Below are 16,900 nucleotides of genomic sequence, written 5' to 3'. Positions count from 1 at the left end.
GATCGTTCCAACCGTGTCGACGTCCATGCCAGGCTCGTCGCGCCACACCGAGAGCCGTGTCCGGCTCAAGGCCCTCCAGCGAGAGCCGTGTCCGGCTCAACTCCCATACATCCCCAGCACCCAGACGGTGAGAACGAATCTCCGCTGAGTCGAGACGGGGGAGGGGCTCGGGCGGGGGCCAATAGACTGATGCCATGGATTTCCGGACCCAGGCCACCGCCGCCCGTCGGGCCGCCGTCGAACTCGCCACGCTCCACCGCGCAGCCAAGGATCGCGCCCTCGCGGCCATGGCCGACGCGCTCGCCGCCGCCGAGCCCGAACTGCTGGCGGCCAACGCCACCGATGTCGCGGCCGCCCGTCAGGCCGGCACACCGGAGTCCATCGTCGACCGCCTCGCGCTCACGCCATCACGCGTCTCGGGCATGGTGCAGGGTCTCCGCGACCTCGCCGCCCTCCCCGATCCCATCGGCGACGTGGTCCGCGGCTGGAGGCTGCCCAACGGCGTCTCCGTCACCCAGGTGCGGGTGCCGTTCGGTGTGGTGGGCATCATCTACGAGGCGCGCCCCAACGTCACCGCGGACGCGGCCGGCATCTGCCTCAAGTCCGGCAACGCGGCTCTCCTGAGGGGCTCCTCGTCGGCGCTCAACACCAACCGCGCCACCGTCGCCGCGCTCCGCAAGGGGCTGGAGGACGCGGGCGTGACCCCCGACGCTGTCCATCTCGTCGAGGGCGGCCGCGAGGTGACGGGCGAGCTCATGCGCGCCCGAGGGCTGGTCGACGTCCTGATTCCGCGCGGCGGGGCGGGCCTCATCCAGGCGGTGGTCGACGGCTCCACGGTGCCGGTGATCGAGACCGGCACCGGCAACTGCCACGTCTACGTCGACGCCGACGCTGATCTCGACCAGGCCCTGGCCATCCTGCTCAACGCGAAGACCCAGCGCCCCAGCGTCTGCAACGCGGCCGAGACCCTCCTGGTGCACCGCGACGCGGCCGACGAGTTCCTGCCGATGGCCCTGGCCGCCCTCGGGCACTCGGGGGTCACCGTGCACGGTGACCCGGCCACTGCCGCCTACTCGGACGCCGTCGTGCCGGCCACCGCGAACGAGTACGACGCCGAGTACCTGACGCTGGACCTCGCCGCCAAGGTGGTGGAGTCTCTCGACGAGGCCCTTGAACACATCCGTGCCTACACCACCGGGCACTCGGAGACCATCGTCACCCGGAGCAGGAAGAACGCCGATCGGTTCGTCGCGGAGGTGGACGCGGCGGCGGTGCTGGTCAACGCCTCCAGCCGGTTCGTCGACGGCGGGGAGTTCGGCTTCGGCGCCGAGATCGGCATCTCCACGCAGAAGCTGCATGCCCGCGGGCCGATGGGGCTGCCGGAAATGACGAGCAGCAAGTACGTCATCGAGGGCGACGGGCAGGTCCGCACATGAGCGCGACGCCCGCCGCCTCGGCATCGCCTTGCTAGGATCGGGCGCCATGAGCCTTCTTCTGGAGACCGCCGCTGCCGCACCTCCCGTGCCGAGCTGGGTGATGGGCGCGTTGGCACTGGCAGTGCTGGTCGGCGTGATCGCCTGGATCGTCGGATTCGGGTCGGGCCGCCCGCACTCCAAGTGAGCACCACGGAGCTCGCACTGGCGCGCAAGGAGAAGTCGCGCCGATACCGGTTGGGCGTGATGGGTGGCACGTTCGACCCCATCCACCACGGCCACCTCGTGGCCGCATCCGAGGTGGCCGCCAAGTTCGCCCTCGACGAGGTGGTCTTCGTGCCCACCGGGATGCCGTGGCAGAAGAGCCACCGTGAGGTCTCGCTCGCCGAGGACCGCTACCTCATGACGGTGATCGCCACCGCGTCGAACCCCCGCTTCTCCGTGTCGCGGGTGGATATCGACCGGCCCGGCAACACCTACACCGTCGACACTCTCAAGGACCTGCGGGCCGAGCGAGGCGACAACACGGACCTGTTCTTCATCACCGGCGCGGACGCGGTGCGCCAGATCCTCACCTGGTACGGCGCCGACGAACTGTTCGACCTCGCGCATTTCGTCGGAGTCACCCGCCCGGGCGTGCCGATGACCCGCGACGACCTGGCCCACCTCCCCGAGGACGCCGTCACCCTTCTCGAGGTGCCGGCCCTGGCCATCTCGTCGACGAACTGTCGCGAGCGGGTCCACGCCCACGAGCCGATCTGGTACCTGGTGCCAGACGGTATCGTGCAGTACATCGCCAAGAGGGGGCTGTACCCGGCCTCCGGATCAGGAGTTCCCAGTGACCGTAGCTGACGACGTGCTCAAGCCCGTCCAGATCGCCGCCCAGGCAGCGGCAGACAAGAAGGGCCACAAGATCGTCGCCTTCGACGTGTCGGAGCAGCTCGTCATCACCGACGTGTTCCTCGTCGCGTCGGCGGGCAATGAGCGCCAGGTCGGCGCCATCGTCGACGGCGTGGAGGAGCGGTTGCTCGCGGCCGGCTACAAGGCCGTGCGGCGCGAGGGGGACCGGGAGAACCGCTGGGTGCTGCTGGACTTCATCGACTTCATCGTGCACGTGCAGCACACCGAGGAGCGCTCCCTGTACAACCTCGAGCGGTTGTGGAAGGACTGCCCGCAGATCCCGCTGGAGCTGCACCTCCCCGAGCCGGACGACGACGAGGCCCCCGACGACGCGGCGCAGTGAGGCTCGAGCACTCGACGCGCCTCCTGGTCCTCCGCCACGGGCAGACGGACTGGAACGCGCAGCAGCGCTTCCAGGGGCTCGCCGACGTGCCGCTCAACGACGTCGGCCGCCGTCAGGCTGAGGACGCGCGCGCGGCGCTGGCCGACGTCCGGTTCGACGCCGTCTATGCCTCGCCCCTGTCGCGGGCGGTGGACACCGCGACACTCGTGCGCCCCGGCGAGCCCGTCCGCACCGATCCGCGGCTCATGGAGATCGACGTCGGCAGCTGGGCCGGGCTGACGTGGGACGAGGTGAAGGCATCCATGCCGGACTACGAGTCCAAGTACGCCAACGGGGTGGACTTCCGCCGATCGCCGGAGGGGGAGACCCTGGCCGATGTCGTGGCGCGCGGGCTGCCGGCTTTCGAGGAGATCGCCGGCGCCCACGCGGGCGGCACCGTCCTCGTCGTGTCCCACGGACTGCTGCTCAACCGGATCATCCACGCGCTGCTGGGCCTTGAGGGACGCGTGCTCGGAGGGTTGGGCAACGCGCACTTCTCGGAGCTCGGTCTAGCCCACGGCGCGTGGCGCCTCGTGGCGCACAACGTGGGAATATTCCACCCGACGTCGCGTTAGGCCAGATATGAAGAGGATCGGGTTCCTGTCCTTCGGCCACTACCGCCATGTGGTGGGGGCCCGGGTGCCCGATGCCGGCGCTGCGTTGCGCCAGCACGTCGAGTTCGCCCGGATCGCCGACGAGGTGGGCCTGGACGGGGCCTGGGTCAGGGTGCACCACTTCGAGGAGTCCCACACCGCACCGTTTCCGTTGCTCGCCGCCATGGCTGCCGTCACCACACGGATCGACGTCGGTACCGGGGTGGTGGATCTGCGCTACGAGAATCCCCTGTACCTGGCGGAGGAGGCCGCCGCGACGGATCTCCTCTCCGGTGGGCGGCTGCAGCTCGGCATCAGCAGGGGCAGCCCCGAGCAGGCCGTCGACGGACAGAAGCAGTTCGGCTACCGCCTGACCGACGGCGATTCGTGGGCGGACCACGCCCACTCGAAGGCCGCCAGGTTCCGCCGTGCCATCTCCGGGGAGCCTGTGGCCCACTCGGCGGCCGCGCAGTTCTCCGGGGACGGCCCGGACCTGCCCATCCGGCCGCTCAGCCCCGGTCTGCCGGACCGGATCTGGTGGGGTGCCGGGAGCCAGGAGTCTGGGGTGTGGACCGGCGAGCAGGGCATGAACCTGCTGAGTTCCACGCTACTGCTGGCCGACGACGGGCGGCCGTTCCACATTCAGCAGGCGGATCAGCTGCGGGCCTACCGCCGTGAGTTCCGGCGGCACGCCCATACCGGCCCGGGACTGGCCGCCGTGACCCGCCCCGTCTTCCCGGTGACCAGCGACGACGACCGCCGATATTTCGGGCTCCGAGGGGACAACCACGACAGCGTCGGCATCCTCGACGGCTCCAAGGCCCGCTCCGGCCCGCAGATGGTGGGATCGGTCGACGAGGTGGCGAGGATGCTGCGCGCCGACGAGGCCGTCAGCGAGGCTGATTACGTGCTGTTCGCCATGCCCAGCCAGCTCGGGGTGGACTACAACGCGCACTGGATGGAGAACCTGGTGGCCGTGGCTCGGGAGCTGGGCTGGGCCTAGCGCCGATCAGACGAGGGGTTGCCGCGAGATCCACTCGTCGAGCCCGATGCGTGGCCCGGTGAAGAACGGCGTCTCCTCGCGCACGTGCAACCGTGCCTCCACCGAGCGCTGGTGGCGCATCGCGTCGGTGAGCCGGTGCAGTTCGTCGGCTTCGAACGCCAGGATCCACTCGTAGTCGTTCAGCGCGAACGACGACAGCGTCGAGGCCACCACGTCCGGGTACTCGCGCCCGGCCAGGCCGTGCTCCATGAGCATCTTCGAGCGGTGGGCGTCGTCGAGGTAGTACCAGTCGTAGCTGCGCACGAACGGGTACACCGTCAGCCACGGGCGGGGCGCGAAGCCCGCGAAGCAGCTGGGCACGTGGGTGCGGTTGAACTCGGCGGGGCGGTGCACGCCCATGACGGACCACACCGGTTCCAGGAAGGAGCCGAGGTCGCTCTGCCGGATGGCGTGGTAGCCGGCCTGCAGCGACGCCGGGTCGTTCGACAGCGTCCACACCATGAGGTCTGCGTCGGCGCGGAAGCCGCCCAGGTCGTAGAAGCCGCGCACGGTCACCCCGGCCGTCCCGAGCGCGGCCTCCAGTTCCACGGCCAGCGCCGAGGCTTCGAACCGGGACGCCGGCAGCGGCGCGGCCGTGGCGAAGACCGAGTACATCGCGTACAGCGGCTGCGCGTTGATGGCCTCGAGGTCCACGTCCTGCTCGTCGCGCTCGTCGCGGCCCGGGTGCTTGCTCATGCGGAGGTCCTGTCGGTGGGGGTGGGGCGGGGCAGGCAGCAGCGGCCTGTGGAGAACCGGCAGCGGCCCTGGGTGGCCACCTCGCCGCGCGCGGCGGCCGCCTTCGCGAGGAGTTCGTCCACCAGGAGGGCCACGAAACCGGCGTCCGTGCCGACGGTGGCCGCGCGCTCGTAGGGCAGGCCCAGGCCGGCGGCCGTCTCGCGTGCCTGGGTGTCGAGGTCGAAGGCCACCTCCATGTGGTCGGAGATGAACCCGATGGGAGCCGCGACAATCCCGTCCACGCCGTCGGCCTGTACCTCGGGCATCCGGTCGTTGACGTCTGGCTCCAGCCACGGAATATGCGGCGCCCCCGACCGTGAGCAGAACGTCAGCTCCCACGCGAGCTCCTCGCCCAGAGCCTGGGATGCCTCGGCGGCCACGGCGGCCGCGACCCTCAGGTGCTGCGCGTCGTAGCGACGCTCGGGCTCGCCGGTGGACGACGCCGCGTTCATGGCGCCGGGGATGGAGTGCGTGACGAACAGCACCCGGAGTGCGCCGTCGCCGATGCGTGCCCGCAGCCGGCGCACGGCCTCGACGAGGGCGCGGGCGTTGGCGGAGACGAACCCGGGCGTCTCGGCGAAGGGGTCCACCTTGTCGATGTGGATGGGGCGGCCGTCGGCGGCTCTCTGGAGATCCTCCCCGTACTGGCGGCATCCGCTGTAGGAGGAGTAGGCCGAGGTGGCCAGCGCCAGGACGCGCTCATGCCCGTCGTCGACCAGGGCCTGTACGGTGTCGGCGAAGTACGGGTGCCAGTTGCGGTTGCCGATCACCACCGGCACGTCCACACCGCGGCGCGCCAGTTCCGCACGCACGGCGTCCATCAGGGCCGCGTTGAGCTCGTTGATGGGGGAGCGACCGCCGAACAGCTCATAGTGCTTCGAGACCTCGAGCAGGCGCTCGTCGGGGATCCCCCTCCCGGCGGTCGCGTTGCGCATGAAGGGCAGCACGTCGGCGGACTCGTTGGGCCCGCCGTACGACGCGAAGAGGACCGCGGTGTACGGGGCGAGGGTCACATGGCCTCCCGGGCCTCGGCGGAGTCGAGATCCTCGACCCCCATGTGGGTGACGGGGCAGTGCTGGGACTCTATGGCGTCCGGGTCAACCACCTCGGGGCCGATGCCGTACAGCTCGGCCATGGCCAGCAGGTATTCCTCCGTGCGGCCGCGCTCGGCGGCGAGCCGGGCCCTCGTGGAGGGCACGTGGAGCAGCCGCGTGGCGAGCCGGCGCAGCGCCAGGGCGGCGTCGTCGTGCGTGAGCGGGCGTTGGGGCAGGCGGGCGGCCTCGTCGTCCACCATGGCCATCACGGCCTGGCGGAGGCCCACGACGGCGGGGTCCACGATCCGGGCCCGCAGCCTGGTCAGGACGTCCGCCACGCCGGCGTCGACGAGCGCCTCCGCGCGCCGCGTGTCGTCGGCGAAGCACGGCTGGATGGAGGCCTGGATGGAGGCCAGGTCCACCACGCGCACGCCCACCAACGCCGCGACCTCCGGTGCCACGTCGCGCTGCAGCGACAGGTCCAGGAAACGCTGCGGGCCGCGCACATCTGCCACATCGATGACGGGTGAGCCCATGCCGCGGCACGTGACGACCAGGTCCGTGCCGGTCAGCGCGTCGGCGAGGGTGGCGACGTGGGCCAGGTCGTGGCTGTCGGCGAACGTGGAACCGCGACCGCTGGCCGAGTGCACGCGCAGCTGGGCCACCCCGCGGGCGCGCAGCGCCGCGACGACCGCGCCAGCATATGAACCGGTGCCGACGATGGTGACCGTGGCCTCGGACCAGTCGGGGATCCCCATGAGGTCCAGGCCCACGCTCACCACGGAACGTCCGGCGCTCTCGAGCGCGGTTTCGTGCGCGATGCGCCGGGAGGTCTTCAGGGCCTCGTCGACGGCGATGCTCAGCGGCAGCGACGCCGATCCGTTCTCCTGGGCCGACGCCAGTGCCCGACGGAGCTGCCCGGCGATCTCGCGCTCGCCCACCACCATCGAGTCCAGCCCGGCAGCCACCCGGAAGACGTGCCCCAGAGCCGCCTCGCCGAGGTAGAGGTCCCAGGAGGGCGCGGCGTCGAAGCCCGCATTGAGGGCGGCACGCAGGTGGGAGTTGGAGGCCCCGCCGGTGGTGTCCAGCAGGATCTCGACCCGGTTGCAGGTGCTGAGCACGATCGCCCCGTTGACCTCCGGCAGGGAGGTGAGGCGGCCGGCGACATCGTCGACGCATGCGCTGACACGTTCAACCTCCGGCAGGCCCTGCCGGTCGTGCTGAATGGAGAACACGCGCATAGTCACAGTGGTCCCTATTCAACCACGCACGCTTGATGAGGCAGAATCGTGTTCAAATGACTTCCATGCTTTCCGCGCTCAGCGGACACCGTCCCGAACGTCTGCCGGTCTGGTTCATGCGCCAGGCCGGCCGGTCGCTGCCCGAATACCGTGCCCTCCGCGAGGGGACCACCATCCTGGAGGCATGCCTGATCCCGGAGCTGGCGGCCGAGATCACGCTGCAGCCGGTGCGACGGCACAAGGTGGACGCGGCCATCTTCTTCTCCGACATCATGACACCGCTGGTCCTGGCGGGCGTCGAGGTGGAGATCCACTCCGGTGTGGGCCCGGTCATCGACAAGCCGGTGCGCACCGCGGCGGACGTGGCCCGCGTCACCCGGCACGCACTGATCGAGACCAGCCCCATCACCGAGGCGGTCCGCATGGTGGTGGCCGAGCTGGGGGAGGACACGCCGCTGATCGGCTTCGCGGGGGCACCGTTCACGCTGGCGGCCTACCTGGTGGAGGGGCGCGGGTCGCGTGATCACCTCGCCGCGCGGGCGATGATGCACGCGGATCCCGAGTCCTGGCACCGGCTGCTGGCCTGGTGCGCGGACCTCTCCGGGCAGTTCCTGAACGTGCAGGTCGACGCAGGGGCCCGCGTGGTCCAGCTGTTCGACTCCTGGGCCGGTGCCCTCACCCGGGCGGACTACGTGGCCCACGTCGCGCCGCACTCCGCCGCCGTCCTGAAGGCCGTGGAGGGACGCGTCCCGCGGATCCACTTCGGCACAGGTACCCGGCACATCCTCACCGACATGGCCGCCTGCGGCGTCGAGGCCATGGGCATCGACTACCGCACACCGCTCGACGAGGCCGCCGCGGTCCTGCCGGGCCTGCCGCTGCAGGGCAACATCGATCCCGCACGGCTCGCCGCGGGATGGGACTCGTTGGAGGCTCACGCGCGTGACGTCGTCGACCGCGGCCGGGCGGCCCCGGCGCACATCGTCAACCTCGGCCACGGCGTGCCCCCCACCACCGACCCGGGGGTGCTCACCGACCTGGTGGCGCTCCTCCACACGCTGTGACTGCCGTCGTCGTCGGCGGGGGCCTCGCCGGGCTCCTGGCCGGGTACCGCCTCACCCAGCAGGGCCGCACGGTGACGCTGCTGGAGGCGTCCACGCGACTGGGCGGGATGATCGCATCCATCGAGATCGGCGGGGTGCGGGTGGACTCCGGCGCAGAGGCCTACGCCGTCCGTGGCGGTGTGGGCCGGGCGCTCTGCGAGGAGCTCGGCCTGGAGGTGGCGGGCCCCGCGGGTCAGCCGCACATCTGGCGGCCCGACGGCGTGTGGCCGATGGCGGAGGGAGTGCTGGGCATCCCGGCCTCCCTGGACGATCCCGCGTTGGGGGCGCTGTCCCCTGAGGACCTCCGCCGCCTGGCGCAGGACGCCGACCTGCCGCCCGAGGTGGGGGCGGACGCCACCACGGTCGGCGAGCTGGTGCGCGCGCGCCTGGGCGACGGCGCCCTCGTCAGGCTGGTGGCGCCCGTGGCGCAGGGCGTCTACTCCCTGGCTCCGGACAGGATGCCGCTGGCGGCCTTCGCGCCCGGGCTCTCCCAGGCCCTGGCGCACCAGGGGACCCTGCTGGGCGCGGTCGCGGCGGTCCGCCGTCCGGGGGTGGCGGCCGTGGAGCAGCCCGTCGGCGGGATGTTCCGGTTGACCGAGGCGCTGGCCGGGGCCATCGTGGCGGGCGGCGGGCAGATCCGGCTCGCCTCGCCGGCGGTGTCGCTGCGACGCTCGGGCGGCCAGTTCGCCGTCGGCCTGCCCGACGGTGAGACCGTGACGGCGGACCGGCTGGTGCTCGCGTCCTCGGCCGCGTCGGCCTGCGCGTTGCTGGCCCGCATCGGCATCGATCTCACGCCTCCGCCGGTGGTGACGGCGCGCCTGGCCGTGCTGGGCGTCTCCCACCCCGGGCTGCTGGAGGGCCCCATCGGGTCCGGGCTGCTCGTGGGCGAGCGCGACGACTCCATCCATGCCAAGGCGCTGACCCACTACTCGTGGAAGTGGCCGGGCGCGCGGCGCGACGGTCAGGAGATCCTGCGCCTGTCCTACCCGGAACAGCTCATCCCCACGCGGGCGGACGCGCTGGCGGATGCCTCGCGATTTCTCGGCATCGAGCTCGCGGACAGGGACGTGACCGGGTTCGCGTCCGTGTCCTGGGAGTCCATGCCCACCCGCATGGAGCACGCCACGCGCGAGTACTACCAGGAGGCCGTCGCAGCGGTGGGCGTGGACCTCGTCGGCGCCTGGGTGGACGGCAACGGGATCGCCTCGGTCATCGCCGGCTGTGATCGGCTGGCACGGTGAGGCTGCGCCTGGGCACCCGCGGCTCTGCGCTGGCCGTCGCGCAGTCGGAGCAGGTCGCCGACGCGCTCCGCGCGCGCGGCCACGCCGTCGAGTTGGTGCGGATCAGGACCGGCGGCGATGTGGAGCGCGGGTCCTTGACGCGGCTGGACACCCTGGGGGTGTTCGCCGCTGAGCTGCGCACGGCGCTGCTCGAAGGTCGCTGTGACTTCGCCGTGCACTCTCTCAAGGACCTGCCCACCGCCGCCGTCCCGGGACTCGTCATCGCGGCCGTGCCGCTGCGGGCGGATGCCCGCGACGCGCTCTGCGCCCGGGACGGCCTGACGCTGAGGGAGCTCCCGCCGGGGGCGACCGTCGGCACCGGATCGCCGCGGCGGGTCGCCCAGCTGCGGGCGCAGCGGCCGGACCTGCTGTACGTGGACGTGCGCGGCAATGTCGGCACCCGGCTGGCCAGGGTCGCCGACGGTGACCTCGACGCCGTCGTGCTGGCCGCGGCCGGCCTCGCCCGGCTCGGCCTGGGCGGACACATCACGGACCTGCTGGACATCCTTCCCGCCCCCGGCCAGGGCGCCCTCGCGCTGGAGTGCAGGGCGGACGACGACGCGGTGAGGGCAGAACTGGCCGCGCTCGAGGATCCCGCGACCCGGGAGGCGGTCGAGGCGGAGCGCACCGTGCTCGCCGGGCTGGGCGGGGGGTGCGCCGCGCCCATCGGCGCCTGGGGGCGCGACGGGGAACTCGTGGCCGGCGTGTTCGCCATCGACGGATCCACGGCCACGCGCACGCGGGTCCAGATGACGGCCCGTGCGGGTGAGACCGCTGCGGAGGAGCTCATCCACCACGGCGCCTCGGACGTGGCCGAACTCGGCGCGAGCCGGCCGTCGCGCCTCGAGGAGCTGCACGACGACACCTCGCTCTGGCGCGGCCCGGCGGTGCTGGCGGGGTTGCGGATCCTGCTCACCCAGGCCGACGGCGCCCTCGCGGACGCGCTGCGGGCCGCCGGCGCCGAGGTGGTCGCGCAGCCGGTCCAACGCCGCGTCACGCTTCGCCCGGACGGCTCGTTCGATCGCGCGGACTGGGTGGCGTTCACCTCCGCGGCCACGCTGGAGGTCATCGCCGAGCTCGGGCTGACGGTGCCGGCGGGCGCCCGGGTGGCCGCCGTCGGACCCCGGACAGCGGCGGCGGCGGAGGCGGCCGGCCTGACCGTGGATCTGGTGCCGGCCGCGGAGTCCAGCGCCGCCGCCCTGGCGCGTGCCTGGCCAGAGGGCTCGGGCCGCGTGGTGATTCCCGGCTCGGCCCTGTCGTCGACGGTGCTGGCCGACGCGCTGCGTGCCAAGGGCTACGGCGTCGAGGTGCTGCCGCTGTACACGATGGAGCCGCTCGACCACCTGCCCGGGGTGCTGGTGTACGAATGGCGCGATGGGCTGTTCGACGCCGTGGCCGTGACGTCCGGATCGGCCGGCGCCGCCGTCGGCCGGCTGCTCGGTTGGCGCGACGACACCGCGGTGGTGGCGTTCGGCCCACCGTCGGCGGAGGCGTTGCGGCGCGAGGGCGCGAGTGTCGCGGCGGTGGCGGCGACACAGGATGCAGAGGGACTGATCCGGGCGATCTCGTCCATAGGAAGGGAACACCCATGATCCAGATGCGGCCGCGAAGGCTCCGCACCACTCCCGCCATGCGCAGACTGGTCCGCGAGGTGGAACCCAGGGCCTCGCAGCTCGTTCTGCCCGTGTTCGTCGCCGAGGCGCCCGGGGCCATCTCCTCGATGCCGGGCGTGCACCGCCACGACCTCGACGGCGTCCGCCGCGTCGCCGAGCAGGCGGTGGCCGCCGGCATCGGCGGTGTGATGCTGTTCGGCGTGCCCGACGACGCAGACAAGGACGACACCGGCACGCAGGGATGGGCCGAGGACGGCATCCTGCAGCGCGGGCTGCGGGCCGTGCGCGACGCCGTCGGCGACGAGACCGTCGTCATGGCCGACACCTGCCTCGACGAGTTCACCACGCACGGACACTGCGGGTTCGTCACCCCGCACGGCCTCGTGGACAACGACGCGACGCTGGCGGCGTACGCGTCGATGGCCATCGCCCAGGCGGACGCGGGCGCCCACGTCGTGTCGCCGTCGGGGATGATGGACGGTCAGGTCGAGGCCATCCGGGCCGCGCTCGACGGAGCCGGACACACCGACACAGCCATCCTCGCCTACGCGGCGAAATACGCCAGCTCGTTCTACGGCCCGTTCCGCGAGGCCGTCACCTCCACCCTGATCGGTGACCGCAAGACCTATCAGCAGGATCCCGCCAACCGGCGCGAGGGCCTTCGCGAGGCCGAGCTGGACCTCGCCGAGGGCGCGGACATGGTGATGGTGAAGCCGGCGGGGTACTACCTGGACGTGCTGGCCGACGTGGCCGCCGTCTCGGATGTGCCGGTGGCGGCCTACCAGGTGTCGGGGGAGTACGCAATGATCGAGGCGGCCGCCGAGCGCGGCTGGATCGACCGCCAGGGGGCGGTCACGGAATCGGTCACCGCCATCGTGCGGGCCGGAGCGGACATCGTGCTGACCTATTGGGCACTGGAACTGGCGGGGTGGATGAAGTGACAGGCATGGACCGGCTCTTCGAGCGGGCGCGCGGCGTGATTCCCGGCGGCGTCTCATCGCCCGTGCGGGCGTTCGGGTCCGTCGGGGGCACGCCGAGATTCGTCTCGTCGGCCCGCGGCCCCTACATCCTGGACGCCGAGGGTGTCGAGTACGTGGACCTCGTCTGTTCCTGGGGCCCGGCCCTGCTGGGACACGCGCATCCCGAGGTGGTGGCGGCCGTGCAGGCAGCCGCTGCGCGCGGGTTGTCCTTCGGTGCCCCCACCGCGGCGGAGGTGGAGCTGGCCGAGGTGATCAGGGCCAGGGTGCCGATGGCCGAGCAGGTGCGCTTCGTCTCCACCGGCACCGAGGCCACCATGACCGCCATCCGGCTGGCGCGCGGCGCCACCGGCCGCGACGCCATCGTGAAGTTCGCGGGCTGCTACCACGGCCACTCCGACGCGCTGCTCGCGGCCGCCGGGTCGGGCGTCGCCACCCAGGGGCTCCCAGGCTCCGCGGGCGTCACGCAGGCCGCGGCGGCGGACACGATCGTCGTGGACTACAACGACATCGAGGCGCTGGCCCGAGTCTTCGACGAGGCGGGGGAGCGGATCGCGGCCGTCATCACCGAAGGCGCGCCCGCCAACATGGGCGTCGTCCCGCCGGCGCCCGGCTTCAACGCCGCCATCCGCGACCTCACGGCCCGCCACGGCGCGCTGATGATCCTCGACGAGGTGCTCACGGGCTTCCGCGTCGCGCCCGCCGGGTGGTTGGGGCTCGAGGGCGGCTACCTGCCGGACCTGGTGACCTTCGGCAAGGTGGTGGGCGGGGGCATGCCCCTGGCGGCCCTCGCGGGCCCGGCCCGGCTGATGCAGATGCTGGCACCGGTGGGGCCGGTCTACCAGGCGGGCACCCTGTCCGGAAACCCGTTGGCCACGGCGGCCGGCCTCGCCACGCTGCGCCTGGCCGACGCCGGCGTGTACGGGGAGGTGGACCGCCGCTCGGCCGAGCTGCAGGTCGCCGTCGCGGACGCACTGACCGCCGCATCGGTGCCGCACGTCGTGCAGAGCGCCGGCAGCCTGTTCTCCGTGTTCTTCCGGGAGGAGCCCGTCGCAGACTACGACGACGCGAAGGCGCAGGACACGGCCGCGTTCGCGCGCTTCTTCCACTCGATGCTCGACCACGGGGTGGCCCTGCCGCCCTCGGCCTTCGAGGCGTGGTTCCTGTCCTCTGCCCACGACGACGCCGCCATGGCCCGGATCACGGATGCTCTTCCGGCAGCCGCTCGGGCCGCCGCGCATTCGTGAGAAGCTAGCCCCGGGCACTTCAGAGAGGAATCAACGGTGAAGTTTCGGTTGGGCACACGCGCGTCCGCGCTGGCGCTGGCGCGTTCGGAGATGGTGGCGGCCACGCTGCGCGAGGCGGGACATGAGGTGGAGATCGTGCCCGTGGCGTCGGCGGGACAGGACACCGTCCACATGCCCGACGGCTACTCGCAGGGCGTCTTCGCGATGGAACTGCGAGATGCGCTGCGCGCCCACGAGGTGGACGTGGTGGTCCATTCGGTCAAGGACATCCCGCTGTCGGACAAGCCGCAGGACCTCACCATTCCCGCCGTGCTGCCGCGCGGCGACCACCGCGACGTGCTGTGCACCCGCGGAGGCGTCACCCTGGCGGCGCTGCCCCGGCACTCGCGCGTGGGCGTCACGTCGTTGCGCCGGATCGCCCAGCTGCGCGCGCTCCGCCCGGACCTCACCTTCGTCGACGTCGGTGGCTCACTCGAGGAGCGCCTGCGCCACCTCGAGCCCGGAGACCTCGACGCCGTCGTGCTCTCCGCGGCGGGCGTCGAAACGCTGGGGCTGGCCGACCGCATCGCCGAGTACCTCCCCATTCTCACGGCCCCGGGACAGGGCGCGCTGGCGCTCGAGTGCCGTCGCGACGACGACGACATCGTCGCCGCGCTCAAGGGGTTCGACGACATCGAGACCCGGATCTGCATCGACGCGGAGCGGGCGGTCCTGGTGGGGCTCGGCACCACCTACATGGCCCCGGTGGGGGCCCTGGCGTCGCGGCGGGGGATCCTGTCGCTCAAGGCCGGTGTCTTCGCCATCGACGGCACCAAGCGCAACGTGCTGGAGGTGGGGCTGCCGACCTCCGAGTTCCACGCCGTCCGCACCGGAGAGAACGCGGCTGCCGCGCTCAAGGAGCGTCGTGCCGAGCGGTTCTTCTCTCCGGAGGCGCTGGCCTCGGTGAAGCTCTCCGCCGAGCACGACGACGAGTCACCGTTCATCGAGGTGCCGGGCGACGACCGCATCCGCGTCCTGCTGCCGCGCCAGGAGGGACGCCTGGCGCAGGCGCTCCGCAAGAACGGACTTCGCGTGGACTGTGTCTCCTTGCAGGAGGCCAAGCTCATCTCGGCGGACAACATCCTCGGCTGGGCGGACTGGGTGGTGCTGCCCTCCGCGCAGACCGTGTGGGCCCTGCGCGAGCGGGGATGGGAGATTCCCGCGAACACCAGGGTCGCGGCGATGGGGTCCACCACGCAGCTGTCGGCAGAGGACGGCGGCATCACCGTCCACCTCGCCCCGGAGGGCACGGCAAGCTCGCAGAAGCTGGTCGAGATGTTCCCTGTGGCGCAGGGGCAGGAGCGCGTGGTCATCGCCTGCGCAGACCAGCTCTCAACGAACCTGGAGAACGGGTTGCGCGCCAAGGGCTACACCGTCGAGCGCCTGGAGATCTACACCATGGTGGACGTCGATTCCCTGGACCCCCGCTTGACTCAGATGTGGTCCGACGGCGCCTGGCAGGCGATCCTGCTGACCCAACCCTCGCTGGCCTCGGCCTACGTCAACCTGCTCGGGCACCGCGACGGCGTGCACGTCCTGGCGTGGGACGAGCCCACGGCCAAGACGCTGGGCGGGCTCGGGGTCCCGGTGCTGGCGGTGGCCAAGTCAAAGGACGAGTTCGGTGTCGCGGCCCTGGCGCGTGAGCTGGTCAAGAGGCGCTGACTAGCGGCTCGCCGCGATTTTCCTTCTGGCTTGAGGTGCGCTATCGTTCTTCGAGTCGCCGGAAGGCGGCGATGGGGCTATGGCGCAGTTGGTAGCGCGCTTCCATGGCATGGAAGAGGCCAGGGGTTCGAATCCCCTTAGCTCCACCGAACGGACAAGGCCCTGCCAATGGCGGGGTCTTGTCCGTTTCTGCGCGACCCTCAGATGTCGTCGGCCTGATATCCCGGGAAGAAGTCCTCCTTCAGCTGCGGGTCCGGCAGACCCGCGTCGCGGAGGGCCCCGCCGAGAGCCTCGACCATCGGCTCCGGGCCGGACAGGTAGACCAGACTGTGGTTGAGCTCGGGCACCAGCCGCTTCAGCACCTCGACCGAGAGGGGCTCGCCCACCACCCTGTGGACGGTGAGCGCGGGGTCAGCCTCCTGCCACTGCCTCAGCTGGTCGCCGAAAGCCACGTCGTCGGAGCTGCTGCCGTAGATGAGGGTCACCGCCAGCGGGTCGCCGTCGTGGGCCCTCTGCTTGAGGATGCTGTGGAACGGCGTGATGCCGATGCCACCGGCCACGAAGACGGTCGGGATATCCGTCTCCTGCCACGTGAAGTCGCCGTCGGGATCCTCCAGGAGCTCGATCCTCTCGCCCGGCTCGAGTCTGGACAGTGCCTGCTTGAAGGTGGTGGACGTGACGCGGGTGGTGACCTGCAGGATTCCCTCGTAGGGCGCGGCGGAATTGGTGAACCACCGGGTGGTGCCCTCGTCGTCGGGATTGTCGTGGGGCACCTCCACCCGCACGAACTGGCCGGCCTCCCAGGCGAGCGGCTCGTCGCTGCGGAAGCGGAACGCCCAGATGTCGGCCGCCTCGTGGGACTTCTCGATCAGGGTCAGGGACATGGGGGCCTCCTGGGGTGAGTGGTCGTCTCCGACGCTACCCCGCCGTCGCGTGCCGCGCCGGGGATTAGCATGTGGGTGCCCACTCCGAGTCGAGTTCAGGAGAAGCCGTGAAAGAGACCCTGCGTCCAGGCATGTCACACACGATGACCTACCAGGTGCCCCCGCACCGCACCGTGCCGCACCTGTTGCCGGAGTCGCCGGATTTCGTGTCGATGCCGGAGGTCCTGGCCACCGGCTACCTGGTGGGCGTCATCGAGTGGGCCTGCATCGAGTCTCTTCATGGGCACCTGGACGACGGCGAGATCACGCTTGGCACCCACGTCGACGTATCGCACCAGGCCGCGACCGTTCCCGGGTCGACCGTCACGGTTCAGGTGAGCCTGACTGACGTCGACCGTCGTGCCCTCGTGTTCGCCGTGACGGCCAGCGACGAGAGTGCCGTCATCAGCACAGGCACGCACAAGCGTGTGGTGGTCGACCGGGAACGGTTCGTCGCGAAGCTGGGGCGCCCCGGAAGCTGACCGCTACCCCTCAGGCCGCCACTGGAGGATGTCGCCGGGCTGGCAGTCCAACGCCTCGCACAGCGCCTCCAGCGTGCTGAACCGCACGGCCTTGGCGCGCCCGTTCTTCAGGACCGCCAGGTTGGCGGGGGTGACGCCCACCTTCTCGGCCAGCGCGCCCACTGCCATGCCGCGTTTCGCGAGCATGACGTCGATGGTCACGACGATGGGCACG

At 71.6% G+C, this 16,900-nt stretch carries 18 protein-coding genes, 1 tRNA gene and 1 pseudogene; 15 read left to right on the top strand and 5 right to left on the bottom strand.

The genetic code is table 11. The features are described 5' to 3' along the window. Positions 1-194 precede the first annotated feature (194 nt). From ACZK5N_RS03030 to ACZK5N_RS03005, 6 genes are read left to right on the top strand one after another with little or no spacing between them, the layout of a single operon-like run. A complete protein-coding gene (locus ACZK5N_RS03030; protein WP_459020012.1) occupies positions 195-1,436 on the top strand; it encodes a glutamate-5-semialdehyde dehydrogenase in 1,242 nt (413 codons plus the stop codon). A gap of 46 nt (positions 1,437-1,482) precedes the next feature. Then, the gene (locus ACZK5N_RS03025; RefSeq protein ID WP_459020011.1) at positions 1,483-1,620 is read left to right on the top strand and encodes a hypothetical protein; all 138 of its coding nucleotides are present in this window, start codon (positions 1,483-1,485) and stop codon (positions 1,618-1,620) included. Beyond that, entirely contained in the window at positions 1,617-2,285 is a 669-nt protein-coding gene (gene nadD, locus ACZK5N_RS03020) for a nicotinate-nucleotide adenylyltransferase (RefSeq protein WP_459020010.1), read from the top strand. Before ACZK5N_RS03025 ends, nadD begins: the two co-directional genes overlap by 4 nt. Beyond that, positions 2,272-2,676 carry a ribosome silencing factor gene (gene rsfS, locus ACZK5N_RS03015; protein ID WP_459020009.1) on the top strand — a complete coding sequence of 135 codons (405 nt, stop codon included), beginning with the start codon at positions 2,272-2,274 and terminating at the stop codon, positions 2,674-2,676. Before nadD ends, rsfS begins: the two co-directional genes overlap by 14 nt. Further along, positions 2,673-3,290: a histidine phosphatase family protein gene (locus ACZK5N_RS03010; RefSeq protein ID WP_459020008.1), complete on the top strand. Its 618-nt coding sequence runs from the start codon at positions 2,673-2,675 to the stop codon at positions 3,288-3,290. Before rsfS ends, ACZK5N_RS03010 begins: the two co-directional genes overlap by 4 nt. Positions 3,291-3,297: 7 nt before the next feature. Beyond that, positions 3,298-4,311 carry an LLM class flavin-dependent oxidoreductase gene (locus ACZK5N_RS03005; RefSeq protein ID WP_459020007.1) on the top strand — a complete coding sequence of 338 codons (1,014 nt, stop codon included), beginning with the start codon at positions 3,298-3,300 and terminating at the stop codon, positions 4,309-4,311. A 6-nt stretch (positions 4,312-4,317) separates the two neighbouring features. Here ACZK5N_RS03005 and hemQ read toward each other — a convergent pair whose 3' ends face one another. Genes hemQ through ACZK5N_RS02990 form a run of 3 tightly spaced genes read right to left on the bottom strand, consistent with a single transcriptional unit; the run spans position 4,318 to position 7,360 of the window. Continuing rightward, entirely contained in the window at positions 4,318-5,046 is a 729-nt protein-coding gene (gene hemQ, locus ACZK5N_RS03000) for a hydrogen peroxide-dependent heme synthase (protein WP_459020006.1), read from the bottom strand. Further along, the gene (locus tag ACZK5N_RS02995; RefSeq protein WP_459020005.1) at positions 5,043-6,098 is read right to left on the bottom strand and encodes a ferrochelatase; all 1,056 of its coding nucleotides are present in this window, start codon (positions 6,096-6,098) and stop codon (positions 5,043-5,045) included. The genes hemQ and ACZK5N_RS02995 overlap by 4 nt, the downstream gene beginning before the upstream one ends. Next, on the bottom strand, positions 6,095-7,360 hold the full coding sequence (locus ACZK5N_RS02990; protein ID WP_459020004.1) for a glutamyl-tRNA reductase: 1,266 nt from the start codon (positions 7,358-7,360) through the stop codon (positions 6,095-6,097). Before ACZK5N_RS02990 ends, ACZK5N_RS02995 begins: the two co-directional genes overlap by 4 nt. A gap of 56 nt (positions 7,361-7,416) precedes the next feature. On the opposite strand from ACZK5N_RS02990, the gene hemE reads away from it, so the two are divergent. From hemE to ACZK5N_RS02950, 8 genes and pseudogenes are all read left to right on the top strand, one after another. Then, positions 7,417-8,424: a uroporphyrinogen decarboxylase gene (hemE, locus tag ACZK5N_RS02985; protein WP_459020003.1), complete on the top strand. Its 1,008-nt coding sequence runs from the start codon at positions 7,417-7,419 to the stop codon at positions 8,422-8,424. After that, positions 8,421-9,704 carry a protoporphyrinogen/coproporphyrinogen oxidase gene (locus tag ACZK5N_RS02980; protein WP_459020002.1) on the top strand — a complete coding sequence of 428 codons (1,284 nt, stop codon included), beginning with the start codon at positions 8,421-8,423 and terminating at the stop codon, positions 9,702-9,704. The genes hemE and ACZK5N_RS02980 overlap by 4 nt, the downstream gene beginning before the upstream one ends. Next, positions 9,701-10,585, top strand: a pseudogene (hemC, locus tag ACZK5N_RS02975) (hydroxymethylbilane synthase); the annotation flags it as partial. The gene ACZK5N_RS02980 and the pseudogene hemC (ACZK5N_RS02975), both read left to right, overlap by 4 nt. A gap of 45 nt (positions 10,586-10,630) precedes the next feature. After that, positions 10,631-11,335 (top strand): uroporphyrinogen-III synthase, encoded by a 705-nt coding sequence (locus ACZK5N_RS02970; RefSeq protein WP_459020401.1) that lies wholly within the window; start codon positions 10,631-10,633, stop codon positions 11,333-11,335. After that, positions 11,332-12,297 carry a porphobilinogen synthase gene (gene hemB, locus ACZK5N_RS02965; RefSeq protein WP_459020001.1) on the top strand — a complete coding sequence of 322 codons (966 nt, stop codon included), beginning with the start codon at positions 11,332-11,334 and terminating at the stop codon, positions 12,295-12,297. Before ACZK5N_RS02970 ends, hemB begins: the two co-directional genes overlap by 4 nt. Further along, the gene (gene hemL, locus ACZK5N_RS02960; protein ID WP_459020400.1) at positions 12,294-13,580 is read left to right on the top strand and encodes a glutamate-1-semialdehyde 2,1-aminomutase; all 1,287 of its coding nucleotides are present in this window, start codon (positions 12,294-12,296) and stop codon (positions 13,578-13,580) included. The genes hemB and hemL overlap by 4 nt, the downstream gene beginning before the upstream one ends. Positions 13,581-13,616: 36 nt before the next feature. Beyond that, entirely contained in the window at positions 13,617-15,281 is a 1,665-nt protein-coding gene (gene hemC / locus ACZK5N_RS02955; protein ID WP_459020000.1) for a hydroxymethylbilane synthase, read from the top strand. A 73-nt stretch (positions 15,282-15,354) separates the two neighbouring features. Further along, a tRNA-Ala gene (locus tag ACZK5N_RS02950) sits at positions 15,355-15,427 on the top strand. A gap of 54 nt (positions 15,428-15,481) precedes the next feature. Here the strand turns inward: ACZK5N_RS02950 and ACZK5N_RS02945 are convergent. Next, a complete protein-coding gene (locus tag ACZK5N_RS02945; protein ID WP_459019999.1) occupies positions 15,482-16,165 on the bottom strand; it encodes a ferredoxin--NADP reductase in 684 nt (227 codons plus the stop codon). Positions 16,166-16,272: 107 nt separating this feature from the next. Here ACZK5N_RS02945 and ACZK5N_RS02940 point away from each other — a divergent pair, with 107 nt between their 5' ends. After that, entirely contained in the window at positions 16,273-16,686 is a 414-nt protein-coding gene (locus tag ACZK5N_RS02940; RefSeq protein ID WP_459019998.1) for a thioesterase family protein, read from the top strand. Positions 16,687-16,689: 3 nt separating this feature from the next. Here ACZK5N_RS02940 and ACZK5N_RS02935 read toward each other — a convergent pair whose 3' ends face one another. Beyond that, complete coding sequence (locus ACZK5N_RS02935; protein ID WP_459019997.1) at positions 16,690-16,899, bottom strand: helix-turn-helix domain-containing protein; 210 nt, start codon at positions 16,897-16,899, stop codon at positions 16,690-16,692. Position 16,900: the final 1 nt, after the last annotated feature.

The organism is Tessaracoccus pujii (assembly GCF_055326215.1).
This window is presented reverse-complemented; position numbering and strand designations above follow the sequence as displayed.